Consider the following 14,923-nt stretch of genomic DNA (forward strand, 5'->3'; position numbering starts at 1 on the left):
GTCTGACGATCAACGGGCACGAAGCGACTCATCTATGGGCTCTCTCAGTGAACTGGCTGATTCATTAACGCCCAACGTGCCCGCCCGGATGACCAACCTCGGCGCAAACTCCGACAACCTCCTAGTCGACCGCGGTCTTATCGAGCCCGATGGGCATTACGCTCGTCCGCTCGTCAACGCATTTTCCCTCGACGCGCACCGTCGCGGCGGCCGGCAATTCAAGTTTTGGCGGCGCTTTGCCGTTAAAGCAAACGTTACCGTCCGGTCGCCCGGCGGCGCCGGACTGGTTGCGCACGCAACCGTGTCTGCAACACCGTAAGTAAGGTTTGTATCAGAGTGTGTGAGGCGGGACGTTTTTTTCAAAACGCACTTTACAATTCCGCGTGAATTTTAATCGGCAATCTGGCCCTTTTCGCGGAAGATCGGCTGTTATCGGGCATCTGGGCATTCGGGCGTCCCGGCTTCCGGCAAGGCAAAAAGGGTTGGGTTGGACGGCAGGGCACGGGTGGGCGCCGCACGAGGCGGCCTCGCTGTGTCGCGAAAGAAAGCAGCGCTTCGTCAGAACGCGCGCGTCGCACGCGACAGGGCAGCACTCGGTTCGCCAATAAAAAAGCAGGAGTCGAATATGTTGGGAAAGCGTTTCGACAGAACAATGATGGCCAGTCTGGCTGGCGTGTGGCTCGCGCTGGCGGTCAGCGGATGTGCGAATGTGGGACAGCAGGACGCGCAGACCGGCGCGGCGTCGGGTACATCGGCTGCGTCCGGCATGCCGGCAGCGGCCGCAGCGCCGGCTTCCGATGCGGTCGTAGGCACGTCGGTCAACATAGCCGCCGACGACGGCACACCGCTAATAAAGGCGCCGCCTCTGGTGTATCGCGTCAAGCGTGGCGACACGTTGGCGCGCATCGCGCAGCATCATCATTGCACTGTCAGGCAGTTGCAGGCGTGGAATGGCCTCAAGCCTTCCTCGCGGTTGAAGCACGGACAGGTGCTGCACGTCGCCTCGCCGGAGACGGTGCGAGCGGCAAACGCGGCGGCGGCCTCTGCGAAAGCTGCTGCGGCGTCCGCGCCCGCTGTTCCGCTCGCCGCGCAGCAGTTGTCGGCGGCAACCACCGCGCAGGCAACGGCGCAGTCCGCCACGCCATCACCCGCGCCCAGCGCCGCTGAGGCGCGCGAAGTCGCGCAGCAGACTTCCCGGCATGCGAACGGCGTGTCGCTGGCATGGCCTGCGGGTGGCCGCGTCGTCGAGGCTTTCCAGCCAGGCGAAACGCGCGGCATCGAAATCGGCGGCAAGGCGGGCGATCCGGTGCGGGCCGCGGCCGACGGCAAGGTGATGTACGCCGGCACGGGTCTGAATGGCTACGGCAGTCTGATCATCGTCCAGCACAACAAGGACTTTCTGACCGCGTACTCGCATAACCGCAAGCTGCTGGTGAAAATCGGCGACATCGTGCGGCAGGGGCAGCAGATTGCCGAGATGGGCGACGAAAACAACTCGCGCGTCTCCGTAGGCTTCGAGTTGCGCCGCGACGGCAAGCCGATCGATCCGATGCCGTATTTGCCGCAAGGCCGCGGCTAGGCATCAGCGGGCGATTTTTCGCCACCCGATTTTTCGTCACCTCTAAACAAGCAGCGATCCCGGTCAATCATTTGCCGCGAATTTTCCGGGATCGCTGCTTTGTCACATCCATGCGTCCGGGTCCAGTATTGGGCAGATCGGCTAACGGCTGCGCGCCTTCAATCGAACCACCGCAGCGCCGCCGCGACGATCGCTTCGGGCGCATCTTCCTGCAGCAGATGACCGGCCTTAGGTACTGCCTGAAAGCGCGCCTCGGGTATGACCGCCGCCAGTTGCCGGCCGCGTTCGAGCGGAATCCACTGGTCGTCTTCGCCCCACAGGATTTGCGTCGGGCAACGCATCTGCGAATAACGTGTTTCGACCGCGTCGGTGTAGCGCTGATCCATTTGGGCGATCTGGCGGTAGAACGCGGCTTGTCCCGTTGCGCCGAGCCACGGCGTCACATAAGGCGCGAGTTCCTCGTCCGGAATGTCGCGGGCGATGGCGCCGCGCACGTATGCCTTCACCACCGCTTCGTGGATATACGGCGGCAGCCCGGCGAAGGCCGCGCCGTGTTCGCGTACGTGCTGCACGAACGGCGAACCCCATGGTGCGACGGCGACCGGATCGATCAGCGTGAGGCTGCGATAGTCGCACCCGTCAATGAGATGCGCGCGCAAGGAAGTCGCGCCGCCGAAATCGTGCGCGATGACGTCCGGATTCGTCAGTTGCCAATGCGCGAGCAATTCCGCCAGCAGCACGTTTTGCACGCCGAGCGAGACGTCCTGAGCGTCGCGTTGCTCGGATTGGCCGTAGCCAAGCAGATCGTAGTAATACACGGTGCGAACTTGCGCGAGATGCGGGGCGATGCGATGCCACACATACGAAGAAAACGGTGTGCCATGAACCAGCACCAGCGGCGGGCCGTTGCCGGTCACGCGAAAGCGCACGGTTTGATCACGGAAGGTATAGCTTTCGGGAAGCGGCCAGTTTTGCATAGCGGTGAGCGTCGCGAGTAAGTCTGCTTACCTTAGCAGGGTGCGCCAAAGCGCGTTAACCGGCCTTTCGTAGCATCCTCAGAACGCCTCCCGCAAAAGCTCACCTTTGTTTTATTCAGCAAAGCCAGGCAAATTCAAAAGATTGTGACTCACGGCGTTGCCGGTTTGATCCGTGAGCGGCACAGACACAGCGAACTGTTACGAAACGAGCATAAATCACCTTGAAATAAGGTGTCGTTGTGTTGGCTGAATTCGGAAAGCCTGGTAATCGTCGAGGACGCGCCGATTCTGTATTCAACGAGATGACGCGTGATCGACCGAAATGCGCGCGCGGCAACGGTGAGCGAATTCGGGAGCCGAAAGCACAACCATCACTGGACGCCGTGCTGCCGCGTTCAACCACAGCGACGACGTCCGGCTAACGCCAACCAAGCCCAGGCGAAGTAACGCGCCGCCGGCTACTTCGTTTCAGTGCCGCGCAGCAGTTGCGAAACCTGGCCGTGGTGATGCAGGATCGCCGGGTCGGCTTGCAGGAGCGGCAAGTAGCGCGGCAGGAACGCGTTGTCGGGCTGGTCGGGAGAAAAGAGGCCAGAGACGGCTTCGGCTGCGGCGAGCCGATCGGCGGCGTCCGCTTCCTTGTCGTCGAGAATCTCGTCGACGTTGGCGATCACCGTGGAGAGCGGCGTGAGCCAGCGGAACCCCGAGCCGTTGATGAGCACCTGCAGGAAGGCCGCCGGGGTCACGGGACCGAATTCCTTTTCGTACGACGCGCGCTCGTGATCGAGAATCGACTTATGCAGCGCCAGTAGCGGTTTGCGAATTTCCGAGAGGAATTGAATGCGTTGCTGGTCGTTCATCTTGCCGCTCCTTCGGATAGTCATGCCGGATCAAGCCGGGCGATCGGGTCAAACCAGATCCATGCTAACAAAATCGCTCGAGGATGCACCAATAAGAATGATGTGCGTACGCAAAGCGCGTCAGATCAAGCCAATCCGGCAATGGTAACGCATTGATTTGAACCTCGGTTCACTTCCGGCAGGGGCGGCGGCCGCGTCCTTTTCGTCGCGCGGATACGCTGCGGACATGTGTGCCCTGACTGCGAACTTTTTTATCCGCGGCTACAATTTCCAGGTCTCTTCCAGCGCGCTCGCGCTGCGTATCATCGACCGCACGCATTGAACTGTAGCCGCATGGCGTATTAGCACGGCTTGTCGAATAAACACGGCAGGTCTTTGCGTTTTGGTTCGACGTCTCTGTCTAAACAGCCTGACAAACAATAAACCCCACCCGGAACAGCCCATGACAACGTTCAACATCAACGGCCAGACTCATACTGTCGACGCGCCGCCCGACATGCCCCTGTTGTGGGTGTTGCGCGACCTCGTCGGCCTGACCGGCACCAAGTTCGGTTGCGGCATCGCTCAATGCGGCGCGTGCACAGTGCATCTCGATGGCGTCGCGGTGCGCTCGTGCGTGCTGCCGGCGGCGGCTGTCGGCGATAAGAAAATCACCACCATCGAAGCGGTCGGCAGCACGCCGGCCGGGCAGAAGGTGCAGCAGGCATGGCGTCAGCTGGACGTCGTGCAATGCGGCTACTGTCAGTCGGGGCAGGTGATGTCGGCGGCCTCGCTGATCGCGAGCAACCCCAATCCGACCGATGCGGATATCGACGCCGCCATGGCCGGCAACATCTGCCGCTGTGGGACGTACAACCGCATCCGCGCGGCGATCAAGCAAGCCGCGAAGGGAGCCTGACATGTCCCAGGGATTGCTCGATGCACAGAACGGCGCGCAGCCGTCGAAGGGCGGCAGGGGCGGCGAGGGCGGTATCACACGCCGCACGTTCCTGAAGTTCAGCGTCACGGTAGGCGCGGCAACCGGCGGCGGCTTGCTGCTCGGCTTCAGCATGCCGGCCGCCAGTCAGGACCAGAAGGCGGGAAAATCGGTCATCGGCGGCGATGCTGACGAGGCGCCGCAGAACGGCGTGTTCGCGCCGAACGCCTTCATCCAGATCGACACGGCGGGCAAGGTCACGCTGGTAATTCCGAAGGTCGAAATGGGGCAAGGCGTCTACACGTCGATCCCGATGCTGATCGCCGAAGAGCTCGAAGTGCCGCTCGACTCGGTCACGCTCGACCACGCGCCCCCAAACGAAAAGCTCTTCATGGACCCGCTGATAGGCGGCCAGCTCACCGGCGGCTCGACGTCGATCCGCTATGCGTGGGAGCCGATGCGCCGTGCCGGTGCGGCCGCGCGCACCGTACTGATCAGCGCCGCCGCGCAGCAATGGCAAGTCGATCCGGCAAGCTGTCATGCGCAAGCCGGGCAGGTGATTCATGCAGCGAGCAATCGGAGCATCGGTTACGGACAGTTAGTGAACGCGGCGGCGAAGCTGCCCGCGCCGCAGAACGTGCCGTTGAAAAATCCGAAAGACTTCAAGCTGATCGGCACCGCGGTCAAGCGCCTCGATTCGCCGGAGAAAGTGGACGGCACCGCCATGTTCGGACTGGACGTGCGCGTGCCCGACATGGTCTACGCGGCCATCGCGAACTGCCCGGTGTTCGGCGGCACGCTCGCTAGCGTCGACGATACCAACGCGAAGAAGATTCCCGGCGTGCGCCAGGTCGTCAAAGTCGATAACGCGGTCGCCGTGATCGGCGATCACACGTGGGCCGCCAAACGCGGTTTGCAGGCGCTGGATATCAAATGGAACGAAGGCGCGGGCGCGCAGATCGGGATGAAGCAGATCGTCGACGATCTCGCCAATGCCGCGCAGCGAAACGGTGCGGTGGCGCGTAAAGACGGCGACGTGAACAACGCGTTTTCAAACGCGAAAACGCGCGTCGACGCCGTATATCAGCAGCCGTTCCTCGCGCACGCCACGATGGAGCCGATCAACTGCACGGTGCACGTGCGGCCCGACGGCTGCGATGTCTGGCTCGGCTCGCAGGTGCCGACGCGGGTAGTGGACGCCGCGGTTGCCGTCACCGGCTTGCCTGCTGACAAGATCGTCGTGCACAACCATCTGATCGGCGGCGGCTTCGGCCGGCGGCTCGAGTTCGACATGGTCACGCAGGCGGTCAAGATCGGCAAACAGGTGTCGACGCCAGTGAAGGTGCTGTGGACGCGCGAAGAAGACATCCAGCACGACATGTACCGGCCGTACTACTACGACAAGATCTCCGCCGGGCTCGACGCGAACGGCAAGCCGATCGCGTGGCAGCATCGGATTGTCGGCTCGTCGATCCTGGCGCGTTTCGCGCCGCCCGCGTTCAAGAATGGTATCGATCCCGATGCGGTGGAAGTCGCCTCGGACCTGCCGTACGACTTGCCGAATCAACTGGTCGACTATGTGCGCCAGGAGCCGCATGCCGTTCCCACCGCATTCTGGCGCGGCGTTGGACCGACGCGCAGCACCTTCGTGGTCGAGAGTTTCATCGACGAACTCGCTGCGCAGGCGAAAATCGATCCGGTCAAATACCGCCAGGATCTGCTGGGCAAAACGCCGCGCGCGCTGAACGTGCTCAATACCGCCACGCAGGCGGCGAACTGGGGCAGTGCGGTGCCGAAGGGCCTGGGGCGCGGTGTGTCGGTGATGCATGCGTTCGGCAGCTTCTTCTCGATCGTCGTCGACGTGGCGGTCGATCAGGGCGAGGTGGCCGTCAAGCGCGTCGTGTGCGCAGTCGATTGCGGGATGGTCGTGAATCCGAACACGATCGAAGCGCAGGTGCAAGGCGGCATCATCTTCGGCATCACGGCCGCGCTCTATAGCGAGATCACGATCAAGGACGGTCGCGTCGAGCAGAACAACTTCACCGACTACCGGATGCTGCGGATCGATCAAACGCCGCCTATCGAGGTGCATATCGTGAAGAGCAGCGAGGCGCCAGGCGGCATCGGCGAGCCGGGCACGGCGGCGCTCGCGCCCGCTCTGACAAACGCGATTTACGCGGCCACTGGCAAGCGGCTGCGGCAATTGCCGGTCGGCAGTCAACTACAACCCGCCTGACAGCTTTGCATGGGATCGGAGTAAGTGCTTTGCATGGGACTAGAGTAAGCGCTAAAGCGCCGACTCTAGTCGACAGCTAAAGCGCTAACTCCGATCGACAGGAGCGCAACATGAAAAACACACTCAAGGGTTTCGGCGCGGCGCTGTGCGTGGCATTGCCGTTCCTGACTCAAACCCCGGCGCAAGCGGCGGATCAGGCGCTGGTGCAGCGCGGCGCCTATCTGGCGAAGGTCGGCGATTGCGTCGCTTGCCATACGGCGCCGAAGGGCAAACCGTTCGCGGGCGGCCTGCCGATGACCACGCCGATGGGCCAGATCTACACCACCAACATCACGCCGGATCAGCAAACCGGCATCGGCAACTACACGGAAGAGGACTTTGCGAAAGCGATGCGCGAAGGCGTCGCGAAAGACGGCCACAACCTGTATCCGGCGATGCCGTATCCATCGTATGCGAAGGTCAACGACGACGACATGAAAGCGCTGTACGCATATTTCATGAGCGGCGTGGCACCGGTGCAGCAGGCGAACCGCGAGCCGGATATCAAATGGCCGTTGAATATGCGCTGGCCGTTGAAGTTCTGGAACATGGTGTTCCTGGAGAAGGGCGTTTATCAGGACAAGCCGGGCAAAGATGTTGCGTGGAATCGCGGCGCGTATCTGATTCAGGGTCTGGGACACTGCGGCTCGTGCCATACGCCGCGCGGTATCGCGTTCCAGGAGAAGGCGCTGGATGAAAGCGGCAACGCGTTCCTGACCGGCGGCGTGCTCGACGGCTGGTTCGCGGCGAACCTGACGGGCGAGCACAACGTCGGCCTGGGTCGCTGGAACGATCAGGATCTGCAGGCGTTCCTGAAGACCGGCGCCAATCGCCACGCATCGGCATTCGGTTCGATGACCAGCGTGATCAACAACAGCACGCAGGGCATGAACGACACCGACATCGCCGCGATGTCCACGTACCTGAAGTCGCTACCGCCGGCGGGCGGCAGTGGCGCGCCGCCTTATACGTATGACCCGCAAGCGACGAAGGTGTCGTTGAATCGTCCCGCGAACGATGCCGGCGCGCGCGTTTATACGGCGTATTGCATGCACTGCCATGGCGTCGATGGACGTGGCTTTGCGCCGATGCTCGCGCCGTTAGCCGGGAATCCGAACGTGCTGGAGAAGGATCCGTCCTCGCTGATCAACGTGACTCTGAACGGCACGGAGGATCTGGTGATCGGCGGCATTCCCGCGCCGTATCCGATGCCGAAGTACGCGCCGGTGCTCAACGATCAGCAGATCGCCGACGTTTTGACCTTCGTGCGCGCCGGTTGGAATAACGGTGGATCGGCGGTCACGGCGGGCGACGTGGCGAAGTTGCGGAAGTCGACGCAGGCGGCTCGATAGACACATCAGCCGTACAACGAAAAAAGCGGCAACCATGCAAGACGGTTGTCGCTTTTTTATGGACCCGCAGAAAGCATTAGCGGTGCTGCCCCACCTTCGCCCGCTTCTCCAGTACGCGCGCATACCACGTCAACGGGAAACACATCGCGAAGTAAATCATCGCGACCATGCCGTAGATCGGGAACGGGCGGAATGCAGCGTTCGTGATCATCGTGCCAGTCTTGGTCAATTCCGTGAAGCCGATGATCGACGCAAGCGCCGTGCTCTTCACCACCTGCACGAGGAAACCGACCGTCGGCGCGACGGCGATCTTCAGTGCCTGCGGCCAGATGATGTAGCGCAGTTGCTGGCTGAACGTCATGCCCAGACTCGCCCCTGCGGCCCACTGACCACGCGGCACAGCTTCCACGCAGCCGCGCCAGATATCGGCCAGATAGGCACTGGTATAAAGCGTCAGCGTGACGGCCGCCGCAACCCAGGGCGACACGTCGACACCGAGCAACGGCAGGCCGAAGAACGCCAGAAACAGCTGCATCAGCAACGGTGTGCCTTGAAACACTTCCACATACACCACAACGATCCGCCGCAGCCACGGCAACGGCGACACGCGCATCGCGAGCAAAATCAGCCCGACAATGCCGCCGCCGACAAAAGCGATCAGCGACAACAACACCGTCCAGCGAGCGGCGAGCAACAGATTGCGGGCGATGTCCCACAGCGTGAATTCGACCATGATCAACGCTCCGTCGGCAGAGTGCGGGCGGCGCGCCACATCAGGCGGGTGCGCCAGTTACGCGGCGCGCTGTCGCTGCTGCTGCCGCGAGCCGCACGGCCCGCGAAGAGGTTGCGGCCGAGCCGGTTCATGAGTTGCCGCAACACGATCGACAACACCAGATACGTCGCGGTGATGATCAGGTAGCTCTCGAACGAGCGGAAGTTGCGCGACTGGATGAAGTTAGCCGCATAGGTCAGATCGGGCACCGAGATCTGCGAGACCACGGCCGAGCCGAGCATCACGATCAGCACCTGGCTTAACAGCGCGGGAAACACGTTGGCGATCGCCTGCGGCAGCACGACGTAGCGGAACACTTGCCGCCCATGTAGGCCGAGCGCTTGCGCCGCCTGCACCTGGCCGCGCGGAATCGAATCGATACCGGCGCGCACGATCTCGATCGCGTACGCGCCGAGATTGACGGTCATCGCCAGAATCGCGGCCTGCACCTCGTCGATATGAATGCCGAGGCTCGGCAAGCCGAAGAAGATGAAAAACAACTGCACGATGAAGGGCGTATTACGGATCAACTCGACGTAAGTCGCGACCACCCAGCGCGCCCACTTCGGCCCGGCCACCGCGATGCTCGCGCCGCCAATGCCGACGAGGCCGCCAAGCACGGTGGACACGGCGGTCAGCCCCAGCGTGACGGCGACGCCGCGCGCGAGCAGCCCCGCATAGAGGCCGAAGCCGCTGAAATCGAACGCATAGGTCATGGCGTGGCGCTCATCGTGAGGTCAAACTCCGGCGCGGGCTGGCCTGCCAGTCCGCGCAAAAAAGGTTCAGAGGTCGGCCGGCAGCGGCGCACGCAGCCATTTCTGCGAAATCGCATTCATGGTGCCGTCCTTGCGGGCCTTGGCAATCGTTTCGTCGACTTTCTGCTTCAGACGCGGCTCGTTCTTGTTCAAACCGACGTGGTCCGGCGAGCTGAACAGCGAGAACTTCTGCTCGGGATCGTTCGCCGGATGACGCGCGAGAATGGTTGCGCCGACGTCGTTGCCGACGACCATCAACTGTACCTGACCAGAAAGAAACGCCGAAATTGCGCCGTTAGGATCGTCGAACCGTTTGATGGTCGCGCTGGGGGGCGCGATCTTGCTGACGCTCAAGTCTTCCAGCGTGCCGCGCGCGACCGAAATCGACTTGCCGGCGAGGTCGGCGGCGTTTTTCACGGGGAGCGTCTTCGGACCGAACACGGCGAGGTAGTACGGCGCGTAAGGCTGCGAGAAGTCGATCACCTTTTCGCGCTCCGGCGTCTGGCCCACTGAAAGCAGCATGTCAGCTTTGTGGTCGGCGAGGTAGGCCATTCGATTGTCGCCCGTTACCTGCACGAGTTCGACTTTCGCGTTGAGCGCCTTGCCGATCAGGTTGGCGACGTCGATGTCGTAGCCCATCGGCTTCATGTCCGGGCCGATCGAGCCGAACGGCGGGTAGTCCTCGAATACGCCGATGCGTACCGTGCCGGACTTGGCAATGCTGTCGAGCGCGTCGGCATGCGCGGCCGACGGAAAGGCGCACAGCGCACCGAGGCCGGTGAAGGCGAGCGTTGCAGCGAGGGTGGCGAAGACGCGGCGTGCGTTCGATTGGGCAACTTGGGGCTGATTCATGGTCTGTCCTCTGTCGAAAACTCGGTATTGGAATGGGTTGCTGCAAGCATCCTGGTGGCGTACTGCAGTGGCGTACCACAATGGCGCATCTCAGTGACAAGCTTCATCGACGCGTTTCAACGAGCCGCGCGCGCAGCGATCAGTTTGCATGCGTGCGGTGGCAATTCCGCGAACACCGGCATGCCGAGCGTCAGCCCTGGCGTTTCGCGCAGCGTGGTCGCGGCAGTCAGGGTGAAACCTGCGCAATCGATCGTGGCTTCGAGCGACGCTCCCACGTCGCGGATAAAAGTCACCGTGCCCGCGAGGCGGTTCTGCCCCGCGTCGCCGGACGCCGATTTGACGCACACGTCTTCCGGCCGGATCAGCAGACGGATATCGCTGTTGGACTCCGGCACGCGCGCCGGTTGCGCAACCGCAATGCGCCTTCCGCCCGGCAGACTGACTCCGCCCGCGCCATCGTACGTAACCGGCAGGATGTTGCCGAGCCCGATGAAGTCAGCGACGAATTCGCTGACCGGGTCGCGATAAATATCGAGCGGTCTGCCGACTTGCGCAATCCGGCCTTTTTCCATCACCACGATCTCATCGGCCATCGTCATCGCTTCGCGCTGGTCGTGCGTGACCATGATCGTCGTGATGCCGAGACGCTGTTGCAACAGGCGGATTTCGACCTGCATCGCTTCGCGCAGTTTGGCGTCGAGCGCGGAGAGCGGTTCGTCGAGCAGCAGCAGTTTCGGTTGCGATGCGATCGCGCGGGCAATCGCCACGCGTTGCCGCTGGCCGCCGGAGAGTTGCGTGACCGGCCGGTTCGCCATATGCGGCAACTGGATCAGTTCCAGCAATTCAGCGACACGGCGCGCTTGCGCGTCTTTCGCGGTCTTGCGCAGCTTGAGCGGATATGCGACGTTTTGCGCGACCGTCATATGCGGAAACAGTGCGAGCGACTGGAACACCATGCCGAAGTCGCGCCGGTTGGCGGGCCGATGCGTGATGTCGCTGCCGGCAAAGTTGATGCTGCCCGAACTCGGCGTTTCCAACCCGGCGATCATCCGCAAGAGCGTGGTCTTGCCGCAGCCGGACGGCCCGAGAAAGCACACCAGCTTGCCGTCGGGCACGCTCAGGTCGACGCTGTCGACGGCATAGGCCGCGTTGAAGCGCTTGGTCACGGCCTGCAAGGTCAGATGGGTCATCGAATGCTCCAGCAAAAAGGCATCAGCACAGCGCGAATCGAACGGATGGTCAAAGCGCCACCCCTTCATCGCCGATCAGCTTTTCGAGCAGCCAGATCAGCGCGAAGTCGATCGCGACGATGAATACCGCGAAACAGAACACGGTCGGATCGAGCGACGACACCGTGCGGCTGTAGAGCCACACCGGCAGCGTCATTGTGTCGATGCCGTACAGGAAGAAGGTCACCGTGAATTCGTTGAACGAGACGATGAACGCGAACAGCATGCCGGCGAGAATGCCGGGGCGCATGAGCGGCAGGATCACGTCGATCAGCGCGCGGCTCGGGCTTGCGCCCATCACGCAGGCTGCTTCCTCGAACTCCGGGCCGATCGAGGCCACCGATGCCGCGCAATTTTTCACGGTGAACGGCAGCGCCAGAATCACATGCGCGATGATCAGGCGGAATACGCCAAGTTCGACCGGCAGCACGTTGAACACCAGCAACAGCGACAAACCGAGCATCACCAGCGGATAGACGAGCGGCAACGCCACCAGTTGTTCGACCGCGGGTTTGCCGCGAAAACGGTAGCGGCTCAGTGCGTAGGCGGCGGGCACCGAGACGAGCGTGGCGATGACCATCGTCGAGAGCGCGACGATCAGGCTCGTGCTGAGCGCGGCGCCCATCGAGAGGGAGTCGCTCGCGTCCGGCGAGACGAAGCTGTGCCACGCCGCGCGGTACCAATGCAGGCCGTAGGCGTGCGGCGGGAATTCGAGCGTGTCGGCGGCGCTGAACGACATCGTGATCATCGTCAGGATCGGCAGCGCGGCGAGAAACAGCACGACGGCGGCGAGCAGCGCGGTGGCCTTGCCGAGCTGACCGGGCATGGTGGTCGGCAAACGCGGCAGGCGCGGCAGGCGCGGTGAACGCGGTGTACCTGTCAGGCGCGGAGTCTGGATCGGCGTGCTCATGCGTGAGGCTCCTCGGCGAGACGTTGTGTACGGCGCACGAGGCGCTGCGACAGCGCCATCACGGTGAGCGTCGCGATCATCAATACGACGCCCGATGCCGAAGCGGCGGGCCAGTTCAGCAGGGGCGCGACCTGGTCGTGGACCAGCACGGCGAGCATCGGCACACGGCGTCCGCCGAGCAGCAGGGGCACGGCGAATGCGCTGGCGTTGTAGGCGAACACGAGCAGGGCGCCGGACACGAGACCCGGCATGGCGAGCGGCAGCAACACGTGACGCAGCGTTTGCCAACGCGTCGCGCCGAGCGTGGCCGCGGCTTCTTCATAGGAGCTCGAGACCGCGCGCATCGCGCTCGACAACGGCAGCACGGCCAGCGGAAACGCAGTCTGAATCAAACCGAGCAACACGCCGTGTTCGCGATACAGCCACATCACCGGGCGTTCGACGAGACCGCTGCCGAGCAACGCATGATTGAGCAGGCCGGCCGGCCCGAGAATGATCAGCCAGCCATAACCTTGCAGCAGCAGATTGACGAGCAAGGGCAGCAGCACGCCCGCCAGCAACAGCCGCCGCGCGAGCCGCGACTTGGTGCGCGCCATCGCCAACGCGACCGGAATGGCCAGGAGCACGGCGCAGATCATGCTTTGGAACGCGAGCTTCAACGTGAGCCACAACGACTTCAGGAAATAGCCGTCGAGGAGATCGGCGTAGTTCTGCAGCGTGAAGCCGTGCCATTCGTTGCCCTGGGTGCCGAAGCTCATACGCAACACGACGAGCGCTGCTGCACCGAGTATGGCGAGAAACAGCAGGATCGGCGTGAGCAGAAGCCAGGGGCGCGCTTTCGCGAGCGCCGTGGACGCCTGCTCGTGCGGTGCGCCGGATGCGGCGCCGGGCGAACCGGAAGCCGCGCCCGACGCATCACCCGACACCGCGTCCGACGCCGCGTCAGACACCGCTGAGGCACGCCGCGAAAAGCGCGCGAGCATCGCGCTCATGCCGAGAAAATCTCGGTGTAGCGCTTGATCCACGCCGGCTGCACGACGGCGAGCGCCTTGTCGTCATGCAGGATCGCTTTCTCGGCGATCTGCTGCGGGCTCGGCACGAACGCACGGCTCTCAGCGGGAATCACGGCTTTCGAATTGACCGGGCCGTTCAGCACGTCGGCCGCCATGCGGCCTTGCACGCCGGCGTCGAGCGAATGGTTGATGAACGCGTGGATCAGATCGCTGTCGGCGGGATGCGATTTCGGGATCACCGTGAACATCAGTTGCGTGGCGAAGCCTTCCTTCATGCCGTAGGTCACGCCCATTTTGTACTCGGGCTTGCGGATCTGGTCGGGGAAAAAGGCCGGCGAATAGATGCCGCCGATATCGAGCGAACCGGTGCGGAACAGATCGGCCACCTGATTCGGGTTCTCGCCGAGCGTCATCACGTGGTCTTTCAACTGCATCAGCTTCCTGAAGCCCGGCTCGATGTTCTGCTGCGAGCCGCCGTTCATTTTCGCGGCGATGATCGCGAGGTCCACCGCTTCGGCCCATTCGGGCGGCGGCAGGAACATGCGTCCGGCGTACTTCGGATCCCACAATGCTTCGTACGAAGACGGCGCTGTCTTGACCGTCGACGTGTTGTAGATCAACCCATCCGACCACAGCAGATAACCCACGCCGAAGCCGTTCGCGCCCGTGCGGTATTGCGACGCGACGTCCTTCAGATTCGGCAGCTTGTCGAGATCGGGCTTTATCAGCAGGCCCGCGTCGCCGAGACCCGCCGCGCCGACGCCGGCCAGCGTGATGACGTCGTACGTGGGACGATCGCCCGCGGCCTTGACCTTGGCGACCATGCCGGAGGTGCCGTCGGCGCGGTCGGCGATGACCTTTGCGCCGGTCTTCGCCGTGAACGTGGCGGCGATGTTGCGCAAGGCGGCGGCGCCGGTGTCGTCCGACCAGGTCAGCAAGCGCAGTGTCTTGCCGGAGAAGTTGTGCTCCTGTGCTCGCAGATTGATGAACGGCATCGGCAAGGTGGACGCCGCGAGTGCCGCGCCGATCGTCTTGATGGCCTGCCTTCTACCCCGTTTGATCTCTTGCATGGCGGTCTCCTGTGTTGAACGCCTGTTGCCTGGTGATATTCGCTCTGACCGCTGCCGCTGCATCGTCCTGCTGCATCGCCCATTTGCGCTGCCTGTCTTACCCAACCGCACGCGATACCGGATGCGTTGCGTGTGGATGCACTCTAGGTTTGCCAAAATCCCCCAACAAACGAAATATGCGCATGGAGCGCATGACGGAATCTCATGGGCCGGCGTTCGTGCGACGCTAGCGGCGGCTTTGCTGCGATCCGTGGGAACGCCAATCCAGTGGCGTATCGGGGTTAACGTCCATGATTTTTTGCGCGGGCGAGCTGGGGGGAGGTATGAGGAAAGCTCGGTTCTGGTGCGGTGCCCGCCAGGGTGTGC

14 protein-coding genes are annotated in these 14,923 nt (G+C 63.0%); 5 read left to right on the forward strand and 9 right to left on the reverse strand.

Going from position 1 to position 14,923, the window contains the following annotated elements:
- On the forward strand, positions 1 to 319 hold a 319-nt coding region (locus tag GNZ13_RS35135; protein ID WP_216675150.1), incomplete at its 5' end, for a hypothetical protein.
- A 306-nt stretch (positions 320 to 625) separates the two neighbouring features.
- The gene (locus tag GNZ13_RS35140) at positions 626 to 1,579 is read left to right on the forward strand and encodes a peptidoglycan DD-metalloendopeptidase family protein (protein ID WP_172173110.1); all 954 of its coding nucleotides are present in this window, start codon (positions 626 to 628) and stop codon (positions 1,577 to 1,579) included.
- A gap of 158 nt (positions 1,580 to 1,737) precedes the next feature.
- Here GNZ13_RS35140 and GNZ13_RS35145 read toward each other — a convergent pair whose 3' ends face one another.
- Together GNZ13_RS35145 and GNZ13_RS35150 are read right to left on the reverse strand one after the other, a co-directional pair.
- On the reverse strand, positions 1,738 to 2,556 hold the full coding sequence (locus GNZ13_RS35145; protein WP_172173112.1) for an alpha/beta fold hydrolase: 819 nt from the start codon (positions 2,554 to 2,556) through the stop codon (positions 1,738 to 1,740).
- 458 nt (positions 2,557 to 3,014) lie between these two features.
- Complete coding sequence (locus GNZ13_RS35150) at positions 3,015 to 3,413, reverse strand: hypothetical protein (protein ID WP_172173114.1); 399 nt, start codon at positions 3,411 to 3,413, stop codon at positions 3,015 to 3,017.
- A gap of 442 nt (positions 3,414 to 3,855) precedes the next feature.
- On the opposite strand from GNZ13_RS35150, the gene GNZ13_RS35155 reads away from it, so the two are divergent.
- The 3 genes from GNZ13_RS35155 to GNZ13_RS35165 all read left to right on the forward strand — a co-directional run bounded on the left by GNZ13_RS35155 (position 3,856) and on the right by GNZ13_RS35165 (position 7,956).
- On the forward strand, positions 3,856 to 4,311 hold the full coding sequence (locus GNZ13_RS35155; RefSeq protein WP_054036421.1) for a (2Fe-2S)-binding protein: 456 nt from the start codon (positions 3,856 to 3,858) through the stop codon (positions 4,309 to 4,311).
- A gap of 1 nt (position 4,312) precedes the next feature.
- Complete coding sequence (locus GNZ13_RS35160; RefSeq protein ID WP_172173116.1) at positions 4,313 to 6,565, forward strand: xanthine dehydrogenase family protein molybdopterin-binding subunit; 2,253 nt, start codon at positions 4,313 to 4,315, stop codon at positions 6,563 to 6,565.
- A gap of 110 nt (positions 6,566 to 6,675) precedes the next feature.
- On the forward strand, positions 6,676 to 7,956 hold the full coding sequence (locus tag GNZ13_RS35165; protein WP_172173118.1) for a c-type cytochrome: 1,281 nt from the start codon (positions 6,676 to 6,678) through the stop codon (positions 7,954 to 7,956).
- Positions 7,957 to 8,032: 76 nt separating this feature from the next.
- On the opposite strand, the gene GNZ13_RS35170 is transcribed toward GNZ13_RS35165, so the two are convergent.
- The 7 genes from GNZ13_RS35170 to GNZ13_RS35200 all read right to left on the reverse strand — a co-directional run bounded on the left by GNZ13_RS35170 (position 8,033) and on the right by GNZ13_RS35200 (position 14,557).
- Positions 8,033 to 8,689, reverse strand: coding sequence for an amino acid ABC transporter permease (locus tag GNZ13_RS35170; RefSeq protein ID WP_172173120.1), 657 nt, complete (start codon positions 8,687 to 8,689; stop codon positions 8,033 to 8,035).
- Between the two features lie 2 nt (positions 8,690 to 8,691).
- The gene (locus GNZ13_RS35175; protein WP_172173122.1) at positions 8,692 to 9,444 is read right to left on the reverse strand and encodes an amino acid ABC transporter permease; all 753 of its coding nucleotides are present in this window, start codon (positions 9,442 to 9,444) and stop codon (positions 8,692 to 8,694) included.
- A gap of 66 nt (positions 9,445 to 9,510) precedes the next feature.
- On the reverse strand, positions 9,511 to 10,335 hold the full coding sequence (locus GNZ13_RS35180) for a transporter substrate-binding domain-containing protein (RefSeq protein WP_172173124.1): 825 nt from the start codon (positions 10,333 to 10,335) through the stop codon (positions 9,511 to 9,513).
- Between the two features lie 116 nt (positions 10,336 to 10,451).
- On the reverse strand, positions 10,452 to 11,525 hold the full coding sequence (locus GNZ13_RS35185) for an ABC transporter ATP-binding protein (RefSeq protein WP_172173126.1): 1,074 nt from the start codon (positions 11,523 to 11,525) through the stop codon (positions 10,452 to 10,454).
- Between the two features lie 49 nt (positions 11,526 to 11,574).
- On the reverse strand, positions 11,575 to 12,474 hold the full coding sequence (locus tag GNZ13_RS35190) for an ABC transporter permease (RefSeq protein WP_172173128.1): 900 nt from the start codon (positions 12,472 to 12,474) through the stop codon (positions 11,575 to 11,577).
- Complete coding sequence (locus GNZ13_RS35195) at positions 12,471 to 13,466, reverse strand: ABC transporter permease (protein WP_172173130.1); 996 nt, start codon at positions 13,464 to 13,466, stop codon at positions 12,471 to 12,473. The genes GNZ13_RS35190 and GNZ13_RS35195 overlap by 4 nt, the downstream gene beginning before the upstream one ends.
- Complete coding sequence (locus tag GNZ13_RS35200) at positions 13,463 to 14,557, reverse strand: ABC transporter substrate-binding protein (RefSeq protein ID WP_172173132.1); 1,095 nt, start codon at positions 14,555 to 14,557, stop codon at positions 13,463 to 13,465. Before GNZ13_RS35200 ends, GNZ13_RS35195 begins: the two co-directional genes overlap by 4 nt.
- Positions 14,558 to 14,923: the final 366 nt, after the last annotated feature.

Source organism: Paraburkholderia elongata, assembly GCF_013177735.1.
In the GTDB taxonomy this organism is placed as follows: domain Bacteria; phylum Pseudomonadota; class Gammaproteobacteria; order Burkholderiales; family Burkholderiaceae; genus Paraburkholderia; species Paraburkholderia elongata.